18 protein-coding genes and 1 pseudogene are annotated in these 17,993 nt (G+C 40.1%); 6 read left to right on the top strand and 13 right to left on the bottom strand.

The features are described 5' to 3' along the window. Window positions 1–13: 13 nt before the first annotated feature. A complete protein-coding gene (locus CSV76_RS12635; RefSeq protein WP_099625795.1) occupies window positions 14–1,240 on the bottom strand; it encodes an NRAMP family divalent metal transporter in 1,227 nt (408 codons plus the stop codon). Beyond that, a complete protein-coding gene (locus tag CSV76_RS12630; protein WP_099625794.1) occupies window positions 1,237–2,013 on the bottom strand; it encodes a LamB/YcsF family protein in 777 nt (258 codons plus the stop codon). The genes CSV76_RS12635 and CSV76_RS12630 overlap by 4 nt, the downstream gene beginning before the upstream one ends. Window positions 2,014–2,299: 286 nt before the next feature. On the opposite strand from CSV76_RS12630, the gene pxpB reads away from it, so the two are divergent. Both pxpB and CSV76_RS12620 read left to right on the top strand, forming a co-directional pair. Beyond that, the gene (gene pxpB, locus CSV76_RS12625; RefSeq protein WP_085428415.1) at window positions 2,300–3,040 is read left to right on the top strand and encodes a 5-oxoprolinase subunit PxpB; all 741 of its coding nucleotides are present in this window, start codon (window positions 2,300–2,302) and stop codon (window positions 3,038–3,040) included. Then, entirely contained in the window at window positions 3,031–4,020 is a 990-nt protein-coding gene (locus tag CSV76_RS12620) for a 5-oxoprolinase subunit C family protein (RefSeq protein WP_085428414.1), read from the top strand. Before pxpB ends, CSV76_RS12620 begins: the two co-directional genes overlap by 10 nt. Window positions 4,021–4,062: 42 nt before the next feature. On the opposite strand, the gene CSV76_RS12615 is transcribed toward CSV76_RS12620, so the two are convergent. The 7 genes and pseudogenes from CSV76_RS12615 to CSV76_RS12590 form a co-directional block, all read right to left on the bottom strand. After that, on the bottom strand, window positions 4,063–4,818 hold the full coding sequence (locus CSV76_RS12615) for an IclR family transcriptional regulator (protein ID WP_085428413.1): 756 nt from the start codon (window positions 4,816–4,818) through the stop codon (window positions 4,063–4,065). A gap of 134 nt (window positions 4,819–4,952) precedes the next feature. Further along, window positions 4,953–6,224 (bottom strand): flagellin N-terminal helical domain-containing protein, encoded by a 1,272-nt coding sequence (locus tag CSV76_RS12610; RefSeq protein WP_085428412.1) that lies wholly within the window; start codon window positions 6,222–6,224, stop codon window positions 4,953–4,955. Between the two features lie 199 nt (window positions 6,225–6,423). Beyond that, window positions 6,424–6,570: a gamma-glutamyl-gamma-aminobutyrate hydrolase family protein gene (locus tag CSV76_RS17140; protein ID WP_232319650.1), complete on the bottom strand. Its 147-nt coding sequence runs from the start codon at window positions 6,568–6,570 to the stop codon at window positions 6,424–6,426. Beyond that, window positions 6,553–6,854 (bottom strand): annotated as a pseudogene (locus tag CSV76_RS17135) (gamma-glutamyl-gamma-aminobutyrate hydrolase family protein); the annotation flags it as partial. The pseudogene CSV76_RS17135 and the gene CSV76_RS17140, both read right to left, overlap by 18 nt. A gap of 102 nt (window positions 6,855–6,956) precedes the next feature. Beyond that, complete coding sequence (locus CSV76_RS12600; protein WP_085428409.1) at window positions 6,957–8,345, bottom strand: coiled-coil domain-containing protein; 1,389 nt, start codon at window positions 8,343–8,345, stop codon at window positions 6,957–6,959. After that, the gene (locus tag CSV76_RS12595; RefSeq protein WP_158232805.1) at window positions 8,342–9,241 is read right to left on the bottom strand and encodes an HNH endonuclease; all 900 of its coding nucleotides are present in this window, start codon (window positions 9,239–9,241) and stop codon (window positions 8,342–8,344) included. Before CSV76_RS12595 ends, CSV76_RS12600 begins: the two co-directional genes overlap by 4 nt. Before the next feature lie 406 nt (window positions 9,242–9,647). After that, window positions 9,648–10,328: a gamma-glutamyl-gamma-aminobutyrate hydrolase family protein gene (locus CSV76_RS12590; RefSeq protein WP_233204478.1), complete on the bottom strand. Its 681-nt coding sequence runs from the start codon at window positions 10,326–10,328 to the stop codon at window positions 9,648–9,650. A 167-nt stretch (window positions 10,329–10,495) separates the two neighbouring features. Between CSV76_RS12590 and CSV76_RS12585 the strand changes: the two genes are divergently transcribed. Beyond that, window positions 10,496–11,191, top strand: coding sequence for a YjjG family noncanonical pyrimidine nucleotidase (locus CSV76_RS12585; protein ID WP_099625793.1), 696 nt, complete (start codon window positions 10,496–10,498; stop codon window positions 11,189–11,191). A gap of 64 nt (window positions 11,192–11,255) precedes the next feature. On the opposite strand, the gene CSV76_RS12580 is transcribed toward CSV76_RS12585, so the two are convergent. Continuing rightward, window positions 11,256–12,074: a choline kinase family protein gene (locus CSV76_RS12580; RefSeq protein ID WP_158232804.1), complete on the bottom strand. Its 819-nt coding sequence runs from the start codon at window positions 12,072–12,074 to the stop codon at window positions 11,256–11,258. 612 nt (window positions 12,075–12,686) lie between these two features. On the opposite strand from CSV76_RS12580, the gene CSV76_RS12575 reads away from it, so the two are divergent. Further along, complete coding sequence (locus CSV76_RS12575) at window positions 12,687–12,893, top strand: hypothetical protein (protein WP_099625791.1); 207 nt, start codon at window positions 12,687–12,689, stop codon at window positions 12,891–12,893. Between the two features lie 659 nt (window positions 12,894–13,552). Continuing rightward, window positions 13,553–14,752, top strand: coding sequence for a hypothetical protein (locus CSV76_RS12570; RefSeq protein WP_099625790.1), 1,200 nt, complete (start codon window positions 13,553–13,555; stop codon window positions 14,750–14,752). Window positions 14,753–14,844: 92 nt separating this feature from the next. Here the strand turns inward: CSV76_RS12570 and CSV76_RS12565 are convergent, their stop codons facing one another. Beyond that, window positions 14,845–15,882 (bottom strand): IS3 family transposase, encoded by a 1,038-nt coding sequence (locus CSV76_RS12565; protein WP_099625789.1) that lies wholly within the window; start codon window positions 15,880–15,882, stop codon window positions 14,845–14,847. Beyond that, entirely contained in the window at window positions 15,883–16,050 is a 168-nt protein-coding gene (locus CSV76_RS12560) for a transposase (protein ID WP_158232803.1), read from the bottom strand. 201 nt (window positions 16,051–16,251) lie between these two features. Here CSV76_RS12560 and CSV76_RS12555 point away from each other — a divergent pair, with 201 nt between their 5' ends. Further along, a complete protein-coding gene (locus tag CSV76_RS12555; RefSeq protein ID WP_099625787.1) occupies window positions 16,252–16,902 on the top strand; it encodes a hypothetical protein in 651 nt (216 codons plus the stop codon). Window positions 16,903–17,551: 649 nt separating this feature from the next. Here CSV76_RS12555 and CSV76_RS12550 read toward each other — a convergent pair. Continuing rightward, window positions 17,552–17,971 carry a hypothetical protein gene (locus tag CSV76_RS12550; RefSeq protein ID WP_158232802.1) on the bottom strand — a complete coding sequence of 140 codons (420 nt, stop codon included), beginning with the start codon at window positions 17,969–17,971 and terminating at the stop codon, window positions 17,552–17,554. Between the last annotated feature and the right edge of the window lie 22 nt (window positions 17,972–17,993).

Here is a 17,993-nt window from a genome sequence, read left to right as displayed (position 1 = left end):
ACCTCCTCAAGAATTAGTCAAACAACAATGGAATCTGCTCGATTAACGTCATAACACCTAATACGCCCATCACAACTACAACGATCGCGCCGCCAATTGTGAGCCATAGTGGATGCTTGTACTCTCCGACAATCGTCTTCTTATATGCCGCAACGAGTAAAGTACCTAGCGCTAGTGGCAAGATCAAAGCATTCAATGCCCCTACCAATAAAAGAATCGTGACAGGCTTTCCTACGAATGCGAATGTTGAAGTCGATACGATGATGAATAAAATGATAATCCAGTTATGATACTTTTCGATGACTGGGTGGAATGAACGAATAAACGAAACCGATGTATATGCCGCCCCTACGACAGATGTAATCGCAGCTACCCACATGATGACTCCGAATAATCTCAACCCAAGTTCCCCTGCTCCGAGCTGGAACACAGACGCTGGTGGATTGTCTGGATCAATTTGCAATCCTTGTGAAACGACACCAAGCACGGCTAAGAATAATGCGACGCGGATAATTCCCGTGACGACAATACCTGTTACGGAACTCTTTGTGACGTATGGAACGGACTCGATCCCTTTAACTCCGGCATCTAGTAAACGGTGTCCACCTGCAAATGTGATGTAGCCACCCACTGTACCGCCGACTAATGTAACAATCGCGAAGAAGCTAATTTCAGAAGGATTAAACGTTCTGATGATTGCCTCCCCCACTGGTGGAGATGTTTTAAACGCGACAAATACAACTAAAATAATCATCAACACACCGGCAACGGCAACAACTTTGTCCATCACCTTGCCTGCTTCTTTAACCATGAATATCAAAATCGCAAAGACCGCACTGATGATCGCGCCCATGATCGGATCGATTCCAATCATCGCGTTCAGTCCGAGTCCTGCACCTGCGACGTTCCCGATATTAAACGCAAGACCGCCTGCTACGATGAGGAAGGCTAGTACGAAACCTAAACCTGGTAACACTTTATTGGCAATTTCTTGTCCACGTAGACCCGAAACCGCAATGACGCGCCAAATATTCATTTGAGCGAAGACGTCTAATATTAATGAAATTAAAATAACGAAACCAAAACTTGCTGCGAGTTGCTCAGTGAATACGGTTGTTTGTGTTAAGAATCCCGGTCCGACAGAAGACGTCGCCATTAAGAAAGCTGCGCCAAGTAAGACACCACGGGTTACTTTTTTCTGTTCCTGCTCATGAGTAAGTCCTAGCTTCTCCTTATTCATAGAGAATCCTCCTTAGTGGAAATAGCCGTCACCGTAATTCCTTCATCGTTCAGCCGGTCTGTAATATACTTCGCAAACTCCACTGCGTGCTCACCGTCTCCATGAATGCAAATCGTATCCGCACGTAAATCGACATCGGTCTGTTGTTGCGAACGTACTTTACCTTCTTTCACCATTCGGATCACTTGCTCAGCAGACTTTTCTTGATCGGTAATCATCGCATCGCCCTGTGAACGTGACGTCAACATACCGTTTGATTGATACGTACGATCAGCAAACACTTCATGTGCGGTTACGAGTCCAATCGCTTCCCCTGCTTTGGATAACTCACTATCGGCAAGCGCAAATAACACAAGGGACGGTGACACATCGTACACTGCCTGCGCGATAGCTTGTGCAATCCCCTGATCTCTTGACGCCATTTGATACAGCGCGCCATGCGGTTTCACATGCTGCATCGGTTCGTTATGTACAGCAAGAAATGCTTGCAGTGCACCAATTTGATAGACGACCATGTCATACGCTTCTTGCGGCGTGATATCCATATCTCTACGTCCGAATCCGACTAAATCCGGCAATCCAGGATGTGCCCCGATTCGTACGCCATTATCGATCGCGAGTTGTACAGTTTCACGCATCACGGAAGGATCTCCTGCGTGGAATCCACACGCTACGTTCGCGGATGTTACATATTTCAATATTTCCTTTTGTTCTCCTAATGTATAGCGACCGAAACTTTCTCCTAGATCACTATTCAAATCTACTTTCGCCATGTTCATGACCTCCTTTGTTTTTAAAAACAGAAAGCACACTCAAGTTACCTACGATAAGTAAGCGTTTGCAAACTATTCAGTTCCGAAATCCGAAACTTCGGTTTTGAACTTGAAACTTAGTCTATCATAAAATTATTGTGTTGAATAGACCATTGTCGAAATATGGTGAGTATTTTTATTAAATGAAATATAGGCTTGTATTTTCTCTTTAGGAATCTATAATAGAACTACGATTCATTTTTCAGAATGACAGTTTCGAATTTCGGAATTTGAAGGAGATGTTACGATGACTGTTCCAAAATCTCTCGATATAAAAGTACTCGGCGATTCCGCCATCATTATACAACTGGGTGAAGGCATCCATCCTTCCATCCACCAGCAAGTGAAAAATCTCTCGTATCTTTTAGAAGAATATCCGTTTGACGGCTTCATTGAGTCGGTTCCTGCCTATAATAGTTTGGCGGTGTACTACTCTCCGTATGTAGTCCATCAATCAAAAAACGGATTTCAACTAGACGGGACTCCTCTTGAAAAAGTAACCGATTATATACAGACACTAGCTGCCCAAATATCCGAACTTCCTGTTACGGAAGGGAGATTAGTCGAGATTCCTGTGCTTTACGGTGGCGAATTTGGCCCTGATTTGCATATTGTCGCAGAAACTCACGGCATGACGATTGAAGAAGTCATTGAAATTCATACAACACCTGAATATCTCGTCTATATGATCGGCTTCGCACCAGGATTTCCATTTCTCGGTGGGCTTGATGAACGCATTGCGACACCAAGAAAATTAACACCACGGACATCGATTCCTCCTGGCTCTGTCGGCATCGCGGGTAAACAAACAGGAGTCTATCCACTCGAAACACCGGGCGGCTGGCAAATTATCGGGCGTACTCCAACCGATCTATTCATGCCGGATATGTCTCCTCCTTCTTTGTTACAGTCGGGCGATAAAATCAAGTTTTGTCCGATGACGCAAGAAGAGTATGATGCACAAAAGAAGGTGAAGACATGTCAGTAAACGTATTGAATGCCGGACTTTTAACGACTGTACAAGATATCGGTCGCACCGGTTCGCAAAAGTTTGGCGTTCTTGTAAGCGGTGCCATGGATAGCTATTCGATGCGGATTGCGAACTTGCTTGTAGGGAACGCGGAACGTGAAGGTGTTTTGGAGATTACGTTGTTCGGAACGAAGCTGCAGTTTGAGGAAGATACGTTGATTGCGATTACAGGCGGAGACCTTCAAACGACGATTGACGGGATACCGGTTGCGAATTGGCGGCCGGTTCTAGTCAAAAAAGGGGCTGTGCTTAAATTTGGCTTTGCGATTGAAGGATGCCGCGCGTACTTGGCGATTGCAGGAGGGCTTGATATACCCGTAGTGATGGATAGTAAAAGTACGTATATGGTGGCGGGAATTGGCGGTTTTAAAGGGCGTGCGTTGCAACAAAACGATCAGCTTTCATTCGGCAAGATGACGGAATCGAATGAGAAAGTTTTTAAGTTGATTGAACGTGAAGGCACGCCAGACTGGGCTGTACCTCATCATCCGTTAATTAGCCTAGAATCTACGCAAACCGTTCGGATCATTGAAGGGACGGAGTATAAGCACTTCGATGAAGCGAGTAAACAACTACTTGTACATGAGCCGTATGTCGTGACGCCGCAATCCAATCGAATGGGCTTACGACTCGAAGGACAGGCCCTTTCGTTAACGGAGAAAATTGAAATGCTATCAGAAGGTGTGACGTTCGGAACGATTCAACTTCCTCCTAACGGCAAGCCGATTATTTTAATGGCGGACAGACAAACAGCTGGCGGCTATCCGAAAATCGGACAAGTGATCACTGCTGACTTAGGCAGCTTGTCGCAAGTGAAACCGAATGCGAAACTTTATTTCAAGCTCATTACACATGCAGAAGCCGAGCGCGAACTGATTGCGAAAGAAGAATTGATCAATCAAATCAAAATCGGCATTCAGCATAAACTACACTACTAAAAACCTTTGTGCTTCAGCATCACTGAATCACAAAGGTCTACTTTATCCTATATACCCAAGCTGCCTAGAAATCTCAGAGGCAGCTTCTTTCACTTTAGGGACTAACATCTTCAAATTCTCTTCCTGATAATTTGCTTCAATCCCCGCGATACTGATCCCGGCAATCACTTCACCACTAAAATCATAGATCGGTGCCGCCACAGCCGAAGTGAAATTCTCAAGCTCCGAATTACTGAGCGTATAGCCATTGCGGCGAGTCTCTTCGATAGACGCAAGCAATGATTCCCGATCGGTATACGTACCGTTCGCAAACTGCTGCAACTCCGTCTTATCTAAATACTCCGCAATATAACTATCCGACAGATTCGATAAAATAATCCGCGAACACGCCCCCGCGTAAAGCGGACTGTTTCTGCCGATCGCAGTATATAAACGAACCTTCTGATATGTATCAATCTTCTCCACGTAAATCGCCTGATCCCCTTGCCTCACAATCAAGTTGATCGCTTCCTTCACATCATTGTGAAGCTCTTCCATAATCGGATACGCAATCTTCCGGATATCTAACCGCTTCGAAACGAGGCTACCGTATTTGAGTAGCAACAACCCAAGACGATATTGTGAATCTGCGCCTTTCTCTAAGAATCTCATTTCTTCGAGCGAAGATAACATGCGGTAGACGGAGGATTTCGGGATGCCCGATAGGTCGATGATTTCTTGGAATGTGAGGGCTGGGTGATCGACGAATAGGTTGAGTATGTCTAGGGAACGGACTACTGTTTTGTTGTTTGTGCTCATGTGGGCTCCTTTCTTGTGGATAATTCACTTCAATTGTTATAGTTTGTATAAAAACTTGTATGGTTGAGTATAGCATTGAAGTGAATTGTTGCCTAGATGGTACCGCTTCTTATGAATGGTACGTTTAAATGGACTCACTTTAATAATTGCAAGACGCCTTGCGTAACTTGATTTGCTTGCGACATCATTGCTTGTGAGGCTTGTAAGATGATTTGATTGTTAGATAACTTGGTTATTTCACTTGCCATATCTAGGTCTCTGATTCTTGATTCAGAGGCAGTTAAATTCTCTTTATAATTCGTAACATTTCTCTCGATATGTTGCAGACCATTCTGATACGTCCCAAACTTTGATCTTTCAGAGGATACTAATTCAATCGCTGTATCTATTACAGCGATGGCCTGATTAGAGGAACTTTGGGAAGTAAGATTTATTCCATCGATTTTTAATGCTTCAGTTCGTACATCAGATAAATCTATTTTAAAATTTTGTCCTTCATTAGGCCCAACTTGCAAGTTAAGGTTCGGATACTTAGTTATTATATCTGTAGTAGAACTAGACTCCCCACCGTAAATTAAATAATTGGACTTTAATTGAAATGACGAATCTTTAGTGCCGCCATTATTTCTAATTTCAATCGTCCATTTACCACTTATCGGATTATCGAAAATCATATTTTCGTCCGCTGATCCATAACCAGTATATTTGGCGCTTGTAGAGGAAGTATTTGTTATATCTACTACTGCTCCACTATTATTTAAGTATTGTTCTTCATAGCCAAATTTTTCTCCATTTGGACTTACTATATTTAAATCAGGCCAATATGCACCAGATGGTGTCCCAAAAAGGGCTGTAATTTCAAAAGATGAAGGGTCGGGAGGATCTGGTACTATAATATACCCCGCAGTTACCCTTTCTTTAGCTTTAACTGTAACTATCTTTTCTAAACTTGGAGCGCCTTCTACTTCTTCAGTTTCAATTTCATCAGGTACGTTTAATAATTGGATTTTATTAAATGTAGTGTTATTTGCAATTGTATTAATACCATTTTTGATTTGACCCACTTCTTGTTGGATAAGGTCACGGTCGCTTTGTGTTAAAGTGTCATTTGCAGCCTGAACGGCCAGCTCTCTTAATCGTATTAAATTAGGATTAGATATCTCTCCTAAAGCAGCTTCAGCTGTTTGTGTCAGAGATATACCGTCCGCGATATTTCTTTCCGCTTTCTCCAATCCCCTAATTTGCCCTTTCATCTTTTCGGATATAGCAAGTCCTGCAGAATCATCTCCAGCTTGATTGATTCGCATTCCTGATGATAATTTATTTATGGAGTTAGCTACTGATTGATTGTTTTGTTGTTGGTTTCTATATGTATTCAAAGCAGATAAGTTATGATTAATTATCAAAGTCTCAACTCCATTTGCACAATTTATAGGGTATTAATCCGATTAGTTATAATGATACATAAATAATAGTTGGTATAATAGTATCACAAAAGAATATATTACCTATATGTAAATAAAAACACCATATAAAATCACCAAAATCCAAATAAAAAAGACCTCATTTTGATGAGATCTCTTTCATACTAGAACGTATACAACTTTATGTAGCTGCTTCCACAAATCTCTCAAACAACCTCAACGAAGTCGCATCATCCCGCTTCACCAATGCCTCAGGATGCCACTGAACCCCCACCAAGAACGTATGCTCAGTACTCTCAAACGCTTCAATCACGCCATCTTTAGCCATCGCTGTCACGACTAAAGGCAACTCACAGCTTGATGATGCAACGTGTTCACGCGAATCTCTGAAGCTCCTGCATACTCTGCCAGAATACTATCGGGTACAATATCTAATAACTGCGTAGCAAATTCCAAATCCGTTAGTTGGTTATGCTGTAACAAGTCATCTACTAGCTGCGCATGGATGTCTTGATACAGCGTACCGCCAAATGCTACATTCATAATTTGATCCCCTTTGCAGATCTCGAATACCGGCTTGTCCTGTTCCTTCCTAGCTTTAACTAAAGCCAAACTTCATTCTTTTTTATTGGGTGTCAAACAACACTGAAACCATTTAAAATTCTTACTAATTTGTGTGACGCACAGGATCTCAATCTCATAGTAGGTTAGAGTTTAAATTCGATTATCCTTCAGCCAATCAATCACACGTTTTTGACTTAATTTCCCACTATTCTTTGAACGACTAATTCGATAAAAAGACACTATATTTTGATCTTTTCTAAAGTAAATTCGGCCAGTATGGTCGCGCCCGAAAGGATATTCATAAACTGCTGGTCTTCCTTTTCCTGTATCGACCGTATTCGGACGAACTTTACTCATAGCCGTATCATAGTAATAATTTAAATTAACGATTACTACCTCAACTTGTAATCGATCAGATGCACTAATTCGATAGAAATCATCAAAGAATTTCGGAGTGAAGTTTGAACTCATATAAAGTTTTTTAAATCTAGGCTCATATTCTGCTTTGAGAGTAGCAATGGCTTCTGTAGAAAACTCCATTTGCTTATCACGCTCAGCTCTAGCAACTGATGCATCATTTTGCTCTTTTGATAATTGTTCCTGTAGCTCATCAATTTCATCTTTCGAATTTTGTACATCTGTATAATACAATTCTACTGCATCGTCTAATTCCTTTTGAAGCGAATCTACTTTCTCTATCGCCTTGACCATACACTTCTCTTTTTCTTGCATTTCTACTAGTGATTGTTGAATCGTTTGTTTAAATATTTTTAACTCGGTTTGTCCGGTTTCCAAATGAGTTTCCTGTTCACTAATATTCTGTTTTAGTTTTCTAACATGCTCATTTTTACTTTGTATTTTTTGCGCCATTCTTTGTATTTCACTATTAAGCTGAGCTGTCTCTTGCATTTTTTCTTTTAAACGTTTCTCAAGTTTCGTCATTGAACGAACAGTTTGATCGTGTGACATCTCAAGATCAAATATTTGTCTTTCCTTCACTTCAATTTCTTTTTGGGCAACTGAAGTATTTAGCTCATTTAAAGTTGCTACTTCAGACTTCAATTCAACTAGCTCATTAGAAGTTGTATTGATAATTTCTTGTAAGTGATCATACTCCGACTTTAAGTAGTTGCGTTCGTTAATTGCAAATTCTTTTTCTTGAACTAAATCAGTCAATGCTGATTTAGTTTGTTCGGATTTTATTTTTAGTGCAGAGTATTCTTTCTGATACTGAAATAACTCAGCAGTTCGATTCTGTAATTCTTCGAGTAAAGTAATATGTTTTTCTCTTTGACTTTGTTTCGTTTCATCAATTTCTTTTTGTAAAATATCTACTTCTAACTGCGCTTTTTCAATCGAATGCAATAGACTTCTACGATCAACTAAATACTGATCGAGAACTGCTTTCTTATCTTGTAAAAACTCCATCACTTTCGTCAATGTATAATCCGTACGATTTAATACACTCGATAACCAGTCATAACTTTTCCCCGCAACTTTGGCAAGTAAGGCAGTCATATCAGTTTTCCAATCACTCATCTAGCAGCCGTCCCGCCACCCCACAGATTACGTCCACCCGTATGCCCCGTCGTTCCATGATCTTGCTCATCAACCAATTGCATACGTCCAGGTTCCTCATGATGATGCCAATCATAGCCTTCAGGCGTCACAACAGACTGCAAATTTTCCACATCTTGTGCATCAAACCCTAACTCTACTGCTAATGAAGGATCATTCTGGATTGACTCATAGAGCGTCATATTCGCAATACCGATATGGACCGTATCTGAATATTGAAGCGAATCTGCAGGTAACTCCACATCAAAAGCAGAATCGAACACCGGAAACACTCCTGTATACTGGCCATTCACATGGTCCACTGTGTTCGTTTCAAATGGTACACCTGTTATTTCATGCACACTGCCATCCAAACTCATATTACGTGTACTCAACTCAGCTGCTTCTGCTACATCTACATCAAACACACCGACGATATCAAGTACACCCACTCCAGTCGCCATTACAGCTGCTGCTTTCCCCACATTCTTTATGCCGGTCATCCACTGCTCGTGATCCTGTCGCGCAACACCGGTTATTGTTTGTCCAACACTTTTACCTGTAAATACCACTCCACCAATCATACCTTTTGCAGTATTAGTCGTTGCTGACTTAACATCACCCCATCCTTCATTACGTATAACTTCATCTTTTTTGATGACACCATAAACACTAGTAGCTGCTCCATCTGCAAAGTGAGCTGTATTCGAAATGACAGTTTTAGAGGAACGGACCACTGTATCTCCTACATCTTTTATGTATTTTCCTGTCTTGGGAAACTTTTTACCGATCGTATCACCTGTTACTTTCACACCAGTATTAACGATTCCCCCACCCACTGTATTTACACCTGTTGCGATTTTCCGAAAAACTTTCATCTTCTTTACCTCCTTATTCATAGACAAACATTTGTAAACTTTTATTTCAAATTCCTTATGCTATTTGTAAGTCTTATTCTGGCATAGCTTGTAATGTTAGTAATAAACATAAAATTAGCTATCGACTGATTGAACTGTTGATGATCTTCCACATTTCTTAAGAGCCAATATCCTATGATTGATAATCATAGGATTAAATCCATTTGCATGACTTTTAATCATAAAGTAACTTTATAGTAAATTCACCAAATTAGTTATAATGACATATTTTAATTAACAGTATAATAGTATCACACAAAAAGATGATGCCTATACGTAAATAAAAACATAATATAAAATTACCAAAACCTAAATAAAAGAGATCTCATTTTGGTGAGATCCCTTTCATGTTAGAACATATTCAATTTTAGTTAGCTGCTTCCACAAACCTCTCAAACAACCTCAACGAAGTCGCATCATCCCGCTTTACTAATGCCTCAGGATGCCACTGAACCCCTACAAGGAACGTATGCTCAGTACTCTCAAACGCTTCAATCACGCCATCTTTAGCCATCGCTGTAACGATGAGTGGCGCTTGTATCTCCTTCACAGCCTGATGATGCAACGTATTCACCCGAATCTCGGAAGTACCTGCACATTCCGCAAGCTTACTGTCTGGAACTATATCCACTAAATGCGTAGCAAATTCTAAATCCGTCAGCTGATGATGTTGCAGTAAATCATCTGCAAGTTGCGCGTGGATGTCTTGATACAGCGTACCGCCAAATGCCACATTCATGATTTGATATCCTCTGCATATCCCGAGTACCGGTTTGTCTTGTTGCGCCATCGCTTTAACTAGCGCTAGCTCCATCTCATCACGCTGTGGAAATACTTTGCCGAGCTTCTGATGCGGCTCTTCTCCAAATAGTGACGGATCAACATCTTCCCCGCCAATGAGTAATAACCCGTCCAAATGAGCACACACCTCGTCAATCGCTTCCATCCCTACTGGTAAAATGATCGGTACTCCACCCGCACGACGTACAGCTGTTATGTATCTGGTCTGGACCAGTGTATCCCCTTTTTCATCTATGTCTGATGTCACTCCAATGAATGGCTTCAATTCGTTCATCCTCTCCTTAGCTACTTTCCTAAAAAGTCACGATGTATGCTATACCCCCATCTGTAGAACGTTAATCGAACGTGATTCCTTCATACTATAAATGTATCATGTTATACTAATAGTACTTGTTAAAAAAGGAGTTTTTACTTATGCATTATGAATTACTATTATTTGATTTAGACGATACATTATTTGATTTCAATGAAACAGAAAAGCATGCGCTCGGCAACACGTTTAATTCTTTCGGTTTGCCAAATGGCTTGGAGCAGTATCGCGACACATACCGTGCAATCAGCTCCGTCATCTGGGATGATCTAGAGCAAGGCCGCATCACGCTCGAAGAATTAAAAGTAGAACGTTTTCGACGCTTATTCCAAGAGCATGAACTGGAACTGGACGCACATCGTTTCGGAGAGCTATATATTGAAAACCTTGGACATGAGTCACACTTAATAGAAGGCGTGGAAGAAATGTTCGCAAGTCTAGAGAACTACCGTCTGGCGATCCTCACAAACGGTTTCACATTGGCTCAGTATGCTCGCATCGCAGGTTCACCTCTGCGTAATACCTTTGAAGCGATTATTGCATCCGAACAAACAGGCTTCAAAAAACCGCAACCTGAAATCTTTGAGTATACTTTCGACACACTCGGGATTACAGACCGCTCAAAAGTATTGATGATTGGCGACTCATTGACGTCTGACATACAAGGCGGGATTAACGCAGGAATTGATACGTGCTGGTTTAACCCAGAAGGCAAAGAAAACCGTACTTCGATTACACCTACTTATGAAATTCGTTCGTGGAAGGAATTCAGTTTCGGTCGTAAGATGGTTAACAACTGATACTCGCTATACAAAAACTGCTTCGGGATTCCGGAGCAGTTTTTGTATCGTATTCATGATGCCATTACTCATTCCCATACAAACGATAATACTGTTCCAACCCCTCTATCAAGCGCTCCGTCCGCTTTGCTGTATACGCTTCAAACGAAGGATCTTCCAGCTCTTTCACAAGCGACCATAACGACCAAAGGAAATCCGACTTCAACTTCTGCAAATCCAGCGACTCTTTCGAAGCAGCCGGTAAACCATAATAATCGAGTAGCACTTGCTCCTGCTGCTCACTCAACTCCCGTTCCAAAATAAATGCAGCCAAGTCCCACTCCGGCAAATAATTCGCACTGTACTCCCAGTCGATCAACAGCAACTGTTTGGCATCCTTCTGAATAAAATTACCCGTCACCGAATCCATATGACACGGCACATACTCCAGCCGCTCCCCTTGCGTCAAATTCCGTACCCGTTCCTCGAGCAACACATAAAGCGAAGGCATTTCAGTCAATGTACTTTTATACTTCTCGACCTCTTCCCAATAATTAAAACGATTCGTAAATTCTCGATTCGAGGAATGAAGCGTAGACAACACATCTGCAACTTTTTCCAAATACTCTGGAGTCACAATTAAATCTCGCGTAAGATTAGCCGTCGCATCGTAATACGGTGTCATTTTGATTCCGTCATCAGTAAACACTACATTATCGACCGTCACTCCAATTTCAGCCGCAATTCGTTGATTCTCTTTTTCATGCTGGCGGTTGATGATGTCTTCAAACTCATGTGCCGGGAAACGTAAGACATATTTTTGTCCTTTGTGCGCCACAAGGAAGTTCAGGTTAGTGAGACCGCCTAGCCTTTTTATATAGGATAGTTCTTGGATTAGATACACTTTTTCGCTCCTTTGTTTTTCGTATCGTATGCTTGCCGATTTGCTACTAGATTTTCGTATGGAGTTTAATTATATCAGATATGAAGTGAATACAAACTATTGCGAGTATACGAAAATAGTTAAAACCGTAGATGAGATAGACTGCCACATTCTACTTGATGTCATCTTTCACTCATCATATAGAGCTTTTTTTCAAAAAGGATACAAGTGATTTGTAGATGGATTGTATGTGGAGGGGTTTTACGTATGCAAGAGGTACAAACCATGCGACGTCGAGATTCATCTCGACAATGGTCTTATTCTTTATATTTAACGTTCTTATAAGTTCTTTGGTTATTGGCCGTCCCAAAGTGGGATACGACATCGTACCAATGTGATACAACACAGCGTTCCATTGTGGGTCGACAGTCATCTCAGGTTGGATGGGTGGCACGTCCAATAATGAGTTAACCGTATTTTATATAATAAGTAGGCTACACTTTGACACATAACTCTAACGACCTCACAACCTCCAGCCACACCTTAATTAGATAGTCTTCGAAAATGTTATATGTGGTATCATTGTAGCGTATGGAAAATAGGATTTTTTAAAAAAAGGAGGACTTCATCAACTTGGGCCTGATCATCGCCATGATTCTCGTTATTATTGTTTTAGTTGTCGGATTGATTTTGACCTTATCCGTTGCTAATTCTAGTACTACTTCCAAGAAAGAAAATTACAGCAGTAAAAAAAGTTTTTCCAATTTGCTGTGGATTTATGTTTTATCACTACCCGTGATTATTGTATTGACTGTTATAGCTATATTTATATTTTATTGATACTGGAGGACGGTTTGGGAGTATTGAAGAAGCATATGTTTTTTCGATTCTCAGTAACCGTCTTGATTTTCGCGTGTTTTATTCTTCACTTCTTGTTTACCTGTTCATCACAAAATACCGACACTATTTAGATTTATTTCTAAGTTGTGTGATGCATAGGAGCTCAATATTAAAATGAGATTATAGGCAGCTTGTTAAATTTTAATAAAATTTCTAGAAAAGTACTTAATTTTAATACGTGCTTTGAGGTATTCATGAGTGATCTGACGCGTTCGACTTGACTTGAAACTTTACATATACAAATTGTCTACTTGTCAAATACTCGCTGATTAGGTACTTCAATAATTTTTTTCAATTTCAATTTCCTCTATACATACATCGATTAAATCAATTTTGAGTGCCTTTGCACCAAAATTTCATGACTGTTCAAACTAACATGTTTATTGGATTATTCATGTTAGTCTTTCACACAAGCAACTTTGACCTACGTAATAGCTATTTTTGTATTTCACTAACACTCAAAGTACGTAGAAACTACCGAAGAAACATTTATTTTTCTAATATTGTTTACACCGTACTACTTGCCGCGCGCCATCCGTGCTTATTTATTCGCAAAACGGTTATACATACGTATCAAAACTGTACAAGGAGTGGACGATATGAATGAAACGATATGGATACTAGTTCTTCTCGTAGTCGCACTGATCGTGACGGCCGTGATCGTAGCCAAGAAGAAAAATACAGTAAGGCCAGCCCCCCCGCCAATGCACAAGAATCCCTCGGTGGATGAAACTGTCGACTGGCTGCCAGAAGTCACAGAAATGAGTACGCAGGACATACCGGCAGGGCACTACACAAAACACCGCATGCCCGGCTATTTAAAAGACGCGTTGCAGCAAACCGTTATCGCAGCACAGCCTGTTTCACAAGACGCGAAATCCTACAAAATCAAATTCGGAAAAGAAGCCCTCCGCGACCTGAAGAAAGGCAGCGCTACACTCGTAAAGCGAAAAGATGGCAAGGGCTATCTTCCCTCGCTGCAATCCACATCTACTTCAAGTTTCAAACACCAAGCGGCAATCATAAAGAAAGTGGATCCTAAAGTAGTGCTGAACGCGAGCGTGAACCTGCTGGCCGCAGCGGTCGGCCAGCAGCAGATGGCAGAAATGCAAAGCTCGCTTGACCGAATCGAAAACAAAGCCAATACGTTACTCGAATACGTAAACGACGAATATCTCGGCAGAGCACAAGCCAGAATTCACTATACGAACACGCTTGCCAAACGGTTCGTCGAGCGCGGCATTTCGATCGACGGCGCTGAGGACTCACAAATCGAGAATATATACAAAGAGACGATCGAAGATATTTTCATTTTGCACAACCAACAGAAAACGATCGTGAAAGAAATTGAAGACATTAAGGAAAGCGAGAAAATACGTGGGTTGAAGACCGCCAAGTATCAAAAGAATTTATTCGCTGGCTTTGAGGAGTTTAAAAACAAACAAGAAATCATCGAGCTGAACTACAAATTCCTGAAAGAATACTACGAGCCATATATGAAGAAAATACGAAACGTCGATGACCTGCAGATCGAAGCGGAATCGCTTAAAAAAGTACAAGCGATGAACAGCGAACTGATCAAACGGATTGACGCAAAACTCAACAGTCTGCAAACCAACTACAAAGTCTGGCTGGGCATCAACAAGCAACAATACATCGAAAATAGCGTCACGCAAGCCAAGGAACTTATGCCCTCTAAGCTTTCATACGATACACCTTCCGACAGGGACCTGCCCGAAGAAATGATTGTCGGAGTCGATATGGATGGTGAATTGTATGCTTATTTACCGGAAAAATGAGTTTTTCAATTGAGGAGCGGCTGTGTATCCTTTAGCGCACCAGTAGTCAAGTCCCTTAAAAATGGACACGAAAGTTTATATACAATTGTGTGTTATGCTCTTTTCAAATAGCTAGCCAAGAATGCTTCAGGAGACAAATAACCTAAGCGTTTTTGGCTGCGTATTTCTTTGTAGTATGTAATGAACTTTGGAATGGCTTGCTCCAGAAGCGCTGGTGTTTCAATTGAATAATGATAAGGTAACTCAGTTTTAAAGTGTGAAAAAAAGCTTTCAATGACGGCATTATCCCAACAGTTTGCTTTTCGGGACATGCTTGGGATAAAGCCAAGTTTTTTCGATAACTGATTATAACGATGAGATCGATAAGAGTTTCCTCGATCAGTATGAAGAATTACTCCGGAGAGATCTTTTAGATTTCGCTCTTTCATTGCCTTGCGAATCGACTCTTCCATCATTTCATTATTGGAGGTACGTCCTATCAAGACTTCAATTGGATTTCGGTCATATAAATCCATTATGGCGGATACGAAAACTTTTTCATCGCCCCTAATGAATTCAGTTACGTCCATCACCCATTTACAGTTAGGAAGCAGGGCATTAAAATCACGGGCAAGTAAATTAGGATAAATATAGCCAGTTGCTTTAGATCTGTTTTCTTTTGTATATTTTTTCCGCCGGATCTTGGAGCGTATATTCAATTCCTTCATGAGACGGGCCACACGTTTATGATTAATAATATAATTAGCTGCACGAAGTACACCTGAAATACGCTTTGCCCCACAGGTGCCACGATTCTCTTTAACGATCTTTTTAATCTCTATAATATCCTCTTGATCACGACTAGTTGCTTCCTTTTTTGGTCGCTTTAAATAAGCATAATAACCGCTTCTGGATACGCCTATTGCCTTGCATAATTGCTTTACCGTGTAAACCTTCCTCAGGGCTGTTATCGCTTCGTATGCCTTTTGTTTTCCTTCTCCTTGAGAAAGGCTTGGAACTTTTTTTAAGATTTCGATCTCCGTTAACTGTTCATTGTATTTCTTTTCAATTTCTTGAAGCCGCTTGAGCTCATCTCTTAATTGGTCTCTCGGAACTTTAGGGGTTTTTACGAAAGGGCGTAAACTCTCCACTCACTTTTCTTTAAAGATGCGAATCCAATTAGAAATGGAGTTGACGTGAATTTGATGCTCAGCAGCAATATCCGTTTTTGGTCGATTTTCTTCTAAGACTTCTTTAACGATTGTGCATTTCTGTTCGAAAGATAGTATCCTTTTCCTACCCTTTTTTATGAATTCCAAAATGAACACCCCCATGACAATATTTTCATACAATTATAACATCTATTGTGTCCATTTTAAGGGGGGCGACTACTGTGCATCACACATTTCAGACACTATTCAGAATAGTTCTCGAGTTGTGTGATGCACAGGTGCGTTACACTAAGATTGTGACACATCAGGGGAAGTGAGACGGAAGCGAAGAAAGGAGGTAGCAGATTTTTGCGTGATAAAAATTTCGAGTTAAGATTGTTATATTTTATAGTATTCGTATTGATAGTTACTTTGTTTGTATTAATAACATCAGGAACCTTTGCTTTGCTTGAATTTAAGATGTCAAGTTCGCTCGCAACGTTCTTAGGAGCTTTATTTGGAGCTGGTATATCAGGTGGTATAGCTATTTATGTAATGCATAGTGATATGAATTTTAGAAAAGACGAAAAGACTAAAGAAAACAATGATAATTTTAAGAAATCTTATGAACTTATTAGAATGTGGACAGAATCCTATCTTTTAACGGTAGGTTCTTTGCACATGAAAATGAAATCAGAAAGTACTATATCGAAGCAAAGCATGGTTCAGGAATTGGAAGCAATCAAGAAGTGCATGATTAGTTTAGATTCAATTAATGATGATTATATACCTCAAGAAATATATAAGCTTTTTTTGGAATTAAAAGCATACATGGAATTAACTTATTATGAGTACAGTGCATATATATCCACCATCCAGATGTACCGTGGAGATGGAGAGCTTATCTTTCATAGTGATAATCAGGAAATGAGATATTCCCTAATTAAAAACCATAAAGACAAAAGAAAATATACTAGAGATAGGTTTGATGGAATAAAGGTATACGAAATGAAATTGTAATAAGTCCGTCCTAGCCAAAAGGACAACATTTTACGGCAGTAATACGCTGCGTCATTTGTTGACCTTTTTTTATTTAGTCAAATTCACCTGTACACCACATAACTCAAAAACTCCCATTGGGAACAGCTCCATTCAATTTGACTGTAAACATTTTACTAATCACACCCCAACCAAAAAATTCTGTTATAATCTCGTTTGTCAATATAAGCTAGACAAATCGGATTCATTTACGTAACTTAATAATACTTCCAATGGGGTTAGATAGTTCAATGACTTTCTTTATATTTAAGTTGTGTGATGCACAGGTAGGCTATTTTCAAAACACCTAACTTGAAGCAGTACATTGGGGCTAGTATAGATGCTTGAACACAAGTTAGTTAAGTAATGTTGTTTTGAGTGTGTTGCAAAGGTGCGTGTCTTAAGTGGTCTGTCATAATTAGAGTACTTGTACAATAATATTCATTGCTGTGTGAATTATCGTTCTCATTGCAACAATTTTATTAGTTTCTCCACAGCTATTTCCATTCACATACAACCTTATGACTGCTTTAAATATCCCCTAAGTTGCGCGAATACAGAAGTTCGGTTTTTCAAGTGATAGTAAGCACTCCGACAAGATTTGTAAGAAAACTTATTATTTCAACCAAACTCAAATAAGCGACTCATATTCTTCCTTAAACTTTATATTTAAACCAAAGTCACTACTTTCATCTTTCTCATAAACACTATCAAAGCCATATATATGGTTAAAATCAAATCCTATTATGCTATTCCTCCCGTTAAAGAGTTGCACATTTTTATATCTATTAGTTTTCGCACCAATAAACAAATTAGGTGCTACTACAACTGCTGCTATTCGATTCTCTATAACGCGCATTTTTAGTAAGGCCATTATTTCTTCCTTGTTTACATCCTCATCTGTCATATATATAAACACTTCATTATCTCCTTCACAGCGCGGCTCTTGATATACAAATATTCGATCATAAAGATATTCTATGTTTGCAACATGGACATGCACGGTTTGTTCTTTTTTTAACAATGCCGATTGTAAAATTAAGCTAGACAATTGAAAAAAGCCATTCGTGGTA

Origin of the sequence: Sporosarcina sp. P17b (assembly GCF_002743115.1) — a bacterium.
Lineage (GTDB): Bacteria > Bacillota > Bacilli > Bacillales_A > Planococcaceae > Sporosarcina > Sporosarcina ureae_C.
Note: the sequence above shows the minus strand (reverse complement) of the source record. Positions and strands in the feature narration are given on the sequence as shown.

Excerpts from the sequence above, each read along its gene's own strand:
- CSV76_RS12635 (WP_099625795.1), bottom strand. The coding sequence starts at position 1,240 with ATGAATAAGGAGAAGCTAGGACTTACTCATGAGCAGGAACAGAAAAAA.
- CSV76_RS12630 (WP_099625794.1), bottom strand. The coding sequence starts at position 2,013 with ATGGCGAAAGTAGATTTGAATAGTGATCTAGGAGAAAGTTTCGGTCGC.
- pxpB (WP_085428415.1), top strand. The coding sequence starts at position 2,300 with ATGACTGTTCCAAAATCTCTCGATATAAAAGTACTCGGCGATTCCGCC.
- CSV76_RS12620 (WP_085428414.1), top strand. The coding sequence starts at position 3,031 with ATGTCAGTAAACGTATTGAATGCCGGACTTTTAACGACTGTACAAGAT.
- CSV76_RS12615 (WP_085428413.1), bottom strand. The coding sequence starts at position 4,818 with ATGAGCACAAACAACAAAACAGTAGTCCGTTCCCTAGACATACTCAAC.
- CSV76_RS17140 (WP_232319650.1), bottom strand. The coding sequence starts at position 6,570 with ATGGCTAAAGATGGCGTGATTGAAGCGTTTGAGAGTACTGAGCATACG.
- CSV76_RS12600 (WP_085428409.1), bottom strand. The coding sequence starts at position 8,345 with ATGAGTGATTGGAAAACTGATATGACTGCCTTACTTGCCAAAGTTGCG.
- CSV76_RS12595 (WP_158232805.1), bottom strand. The coding sequence starts at position 9,241 with ATGAAAGTTTTTCGGAAAATCGCAACAGGTGTAAATACAGTGGGTGGG.
- CSV76_RS12585 (WP_099625793.1), top strand. The coding sequence starts at position 10,496 with ATGCATTATGAATTACTATTATTTGATTTAGACGATACATTATTTGAT.
- CSV76_RS12570 (WP_099625790.1), top strand. The coding sequence starts at position 13,553 with ATGAATGAAACGATATGGATACTAGTTCTTCTCGTAGTCGCACTGATC.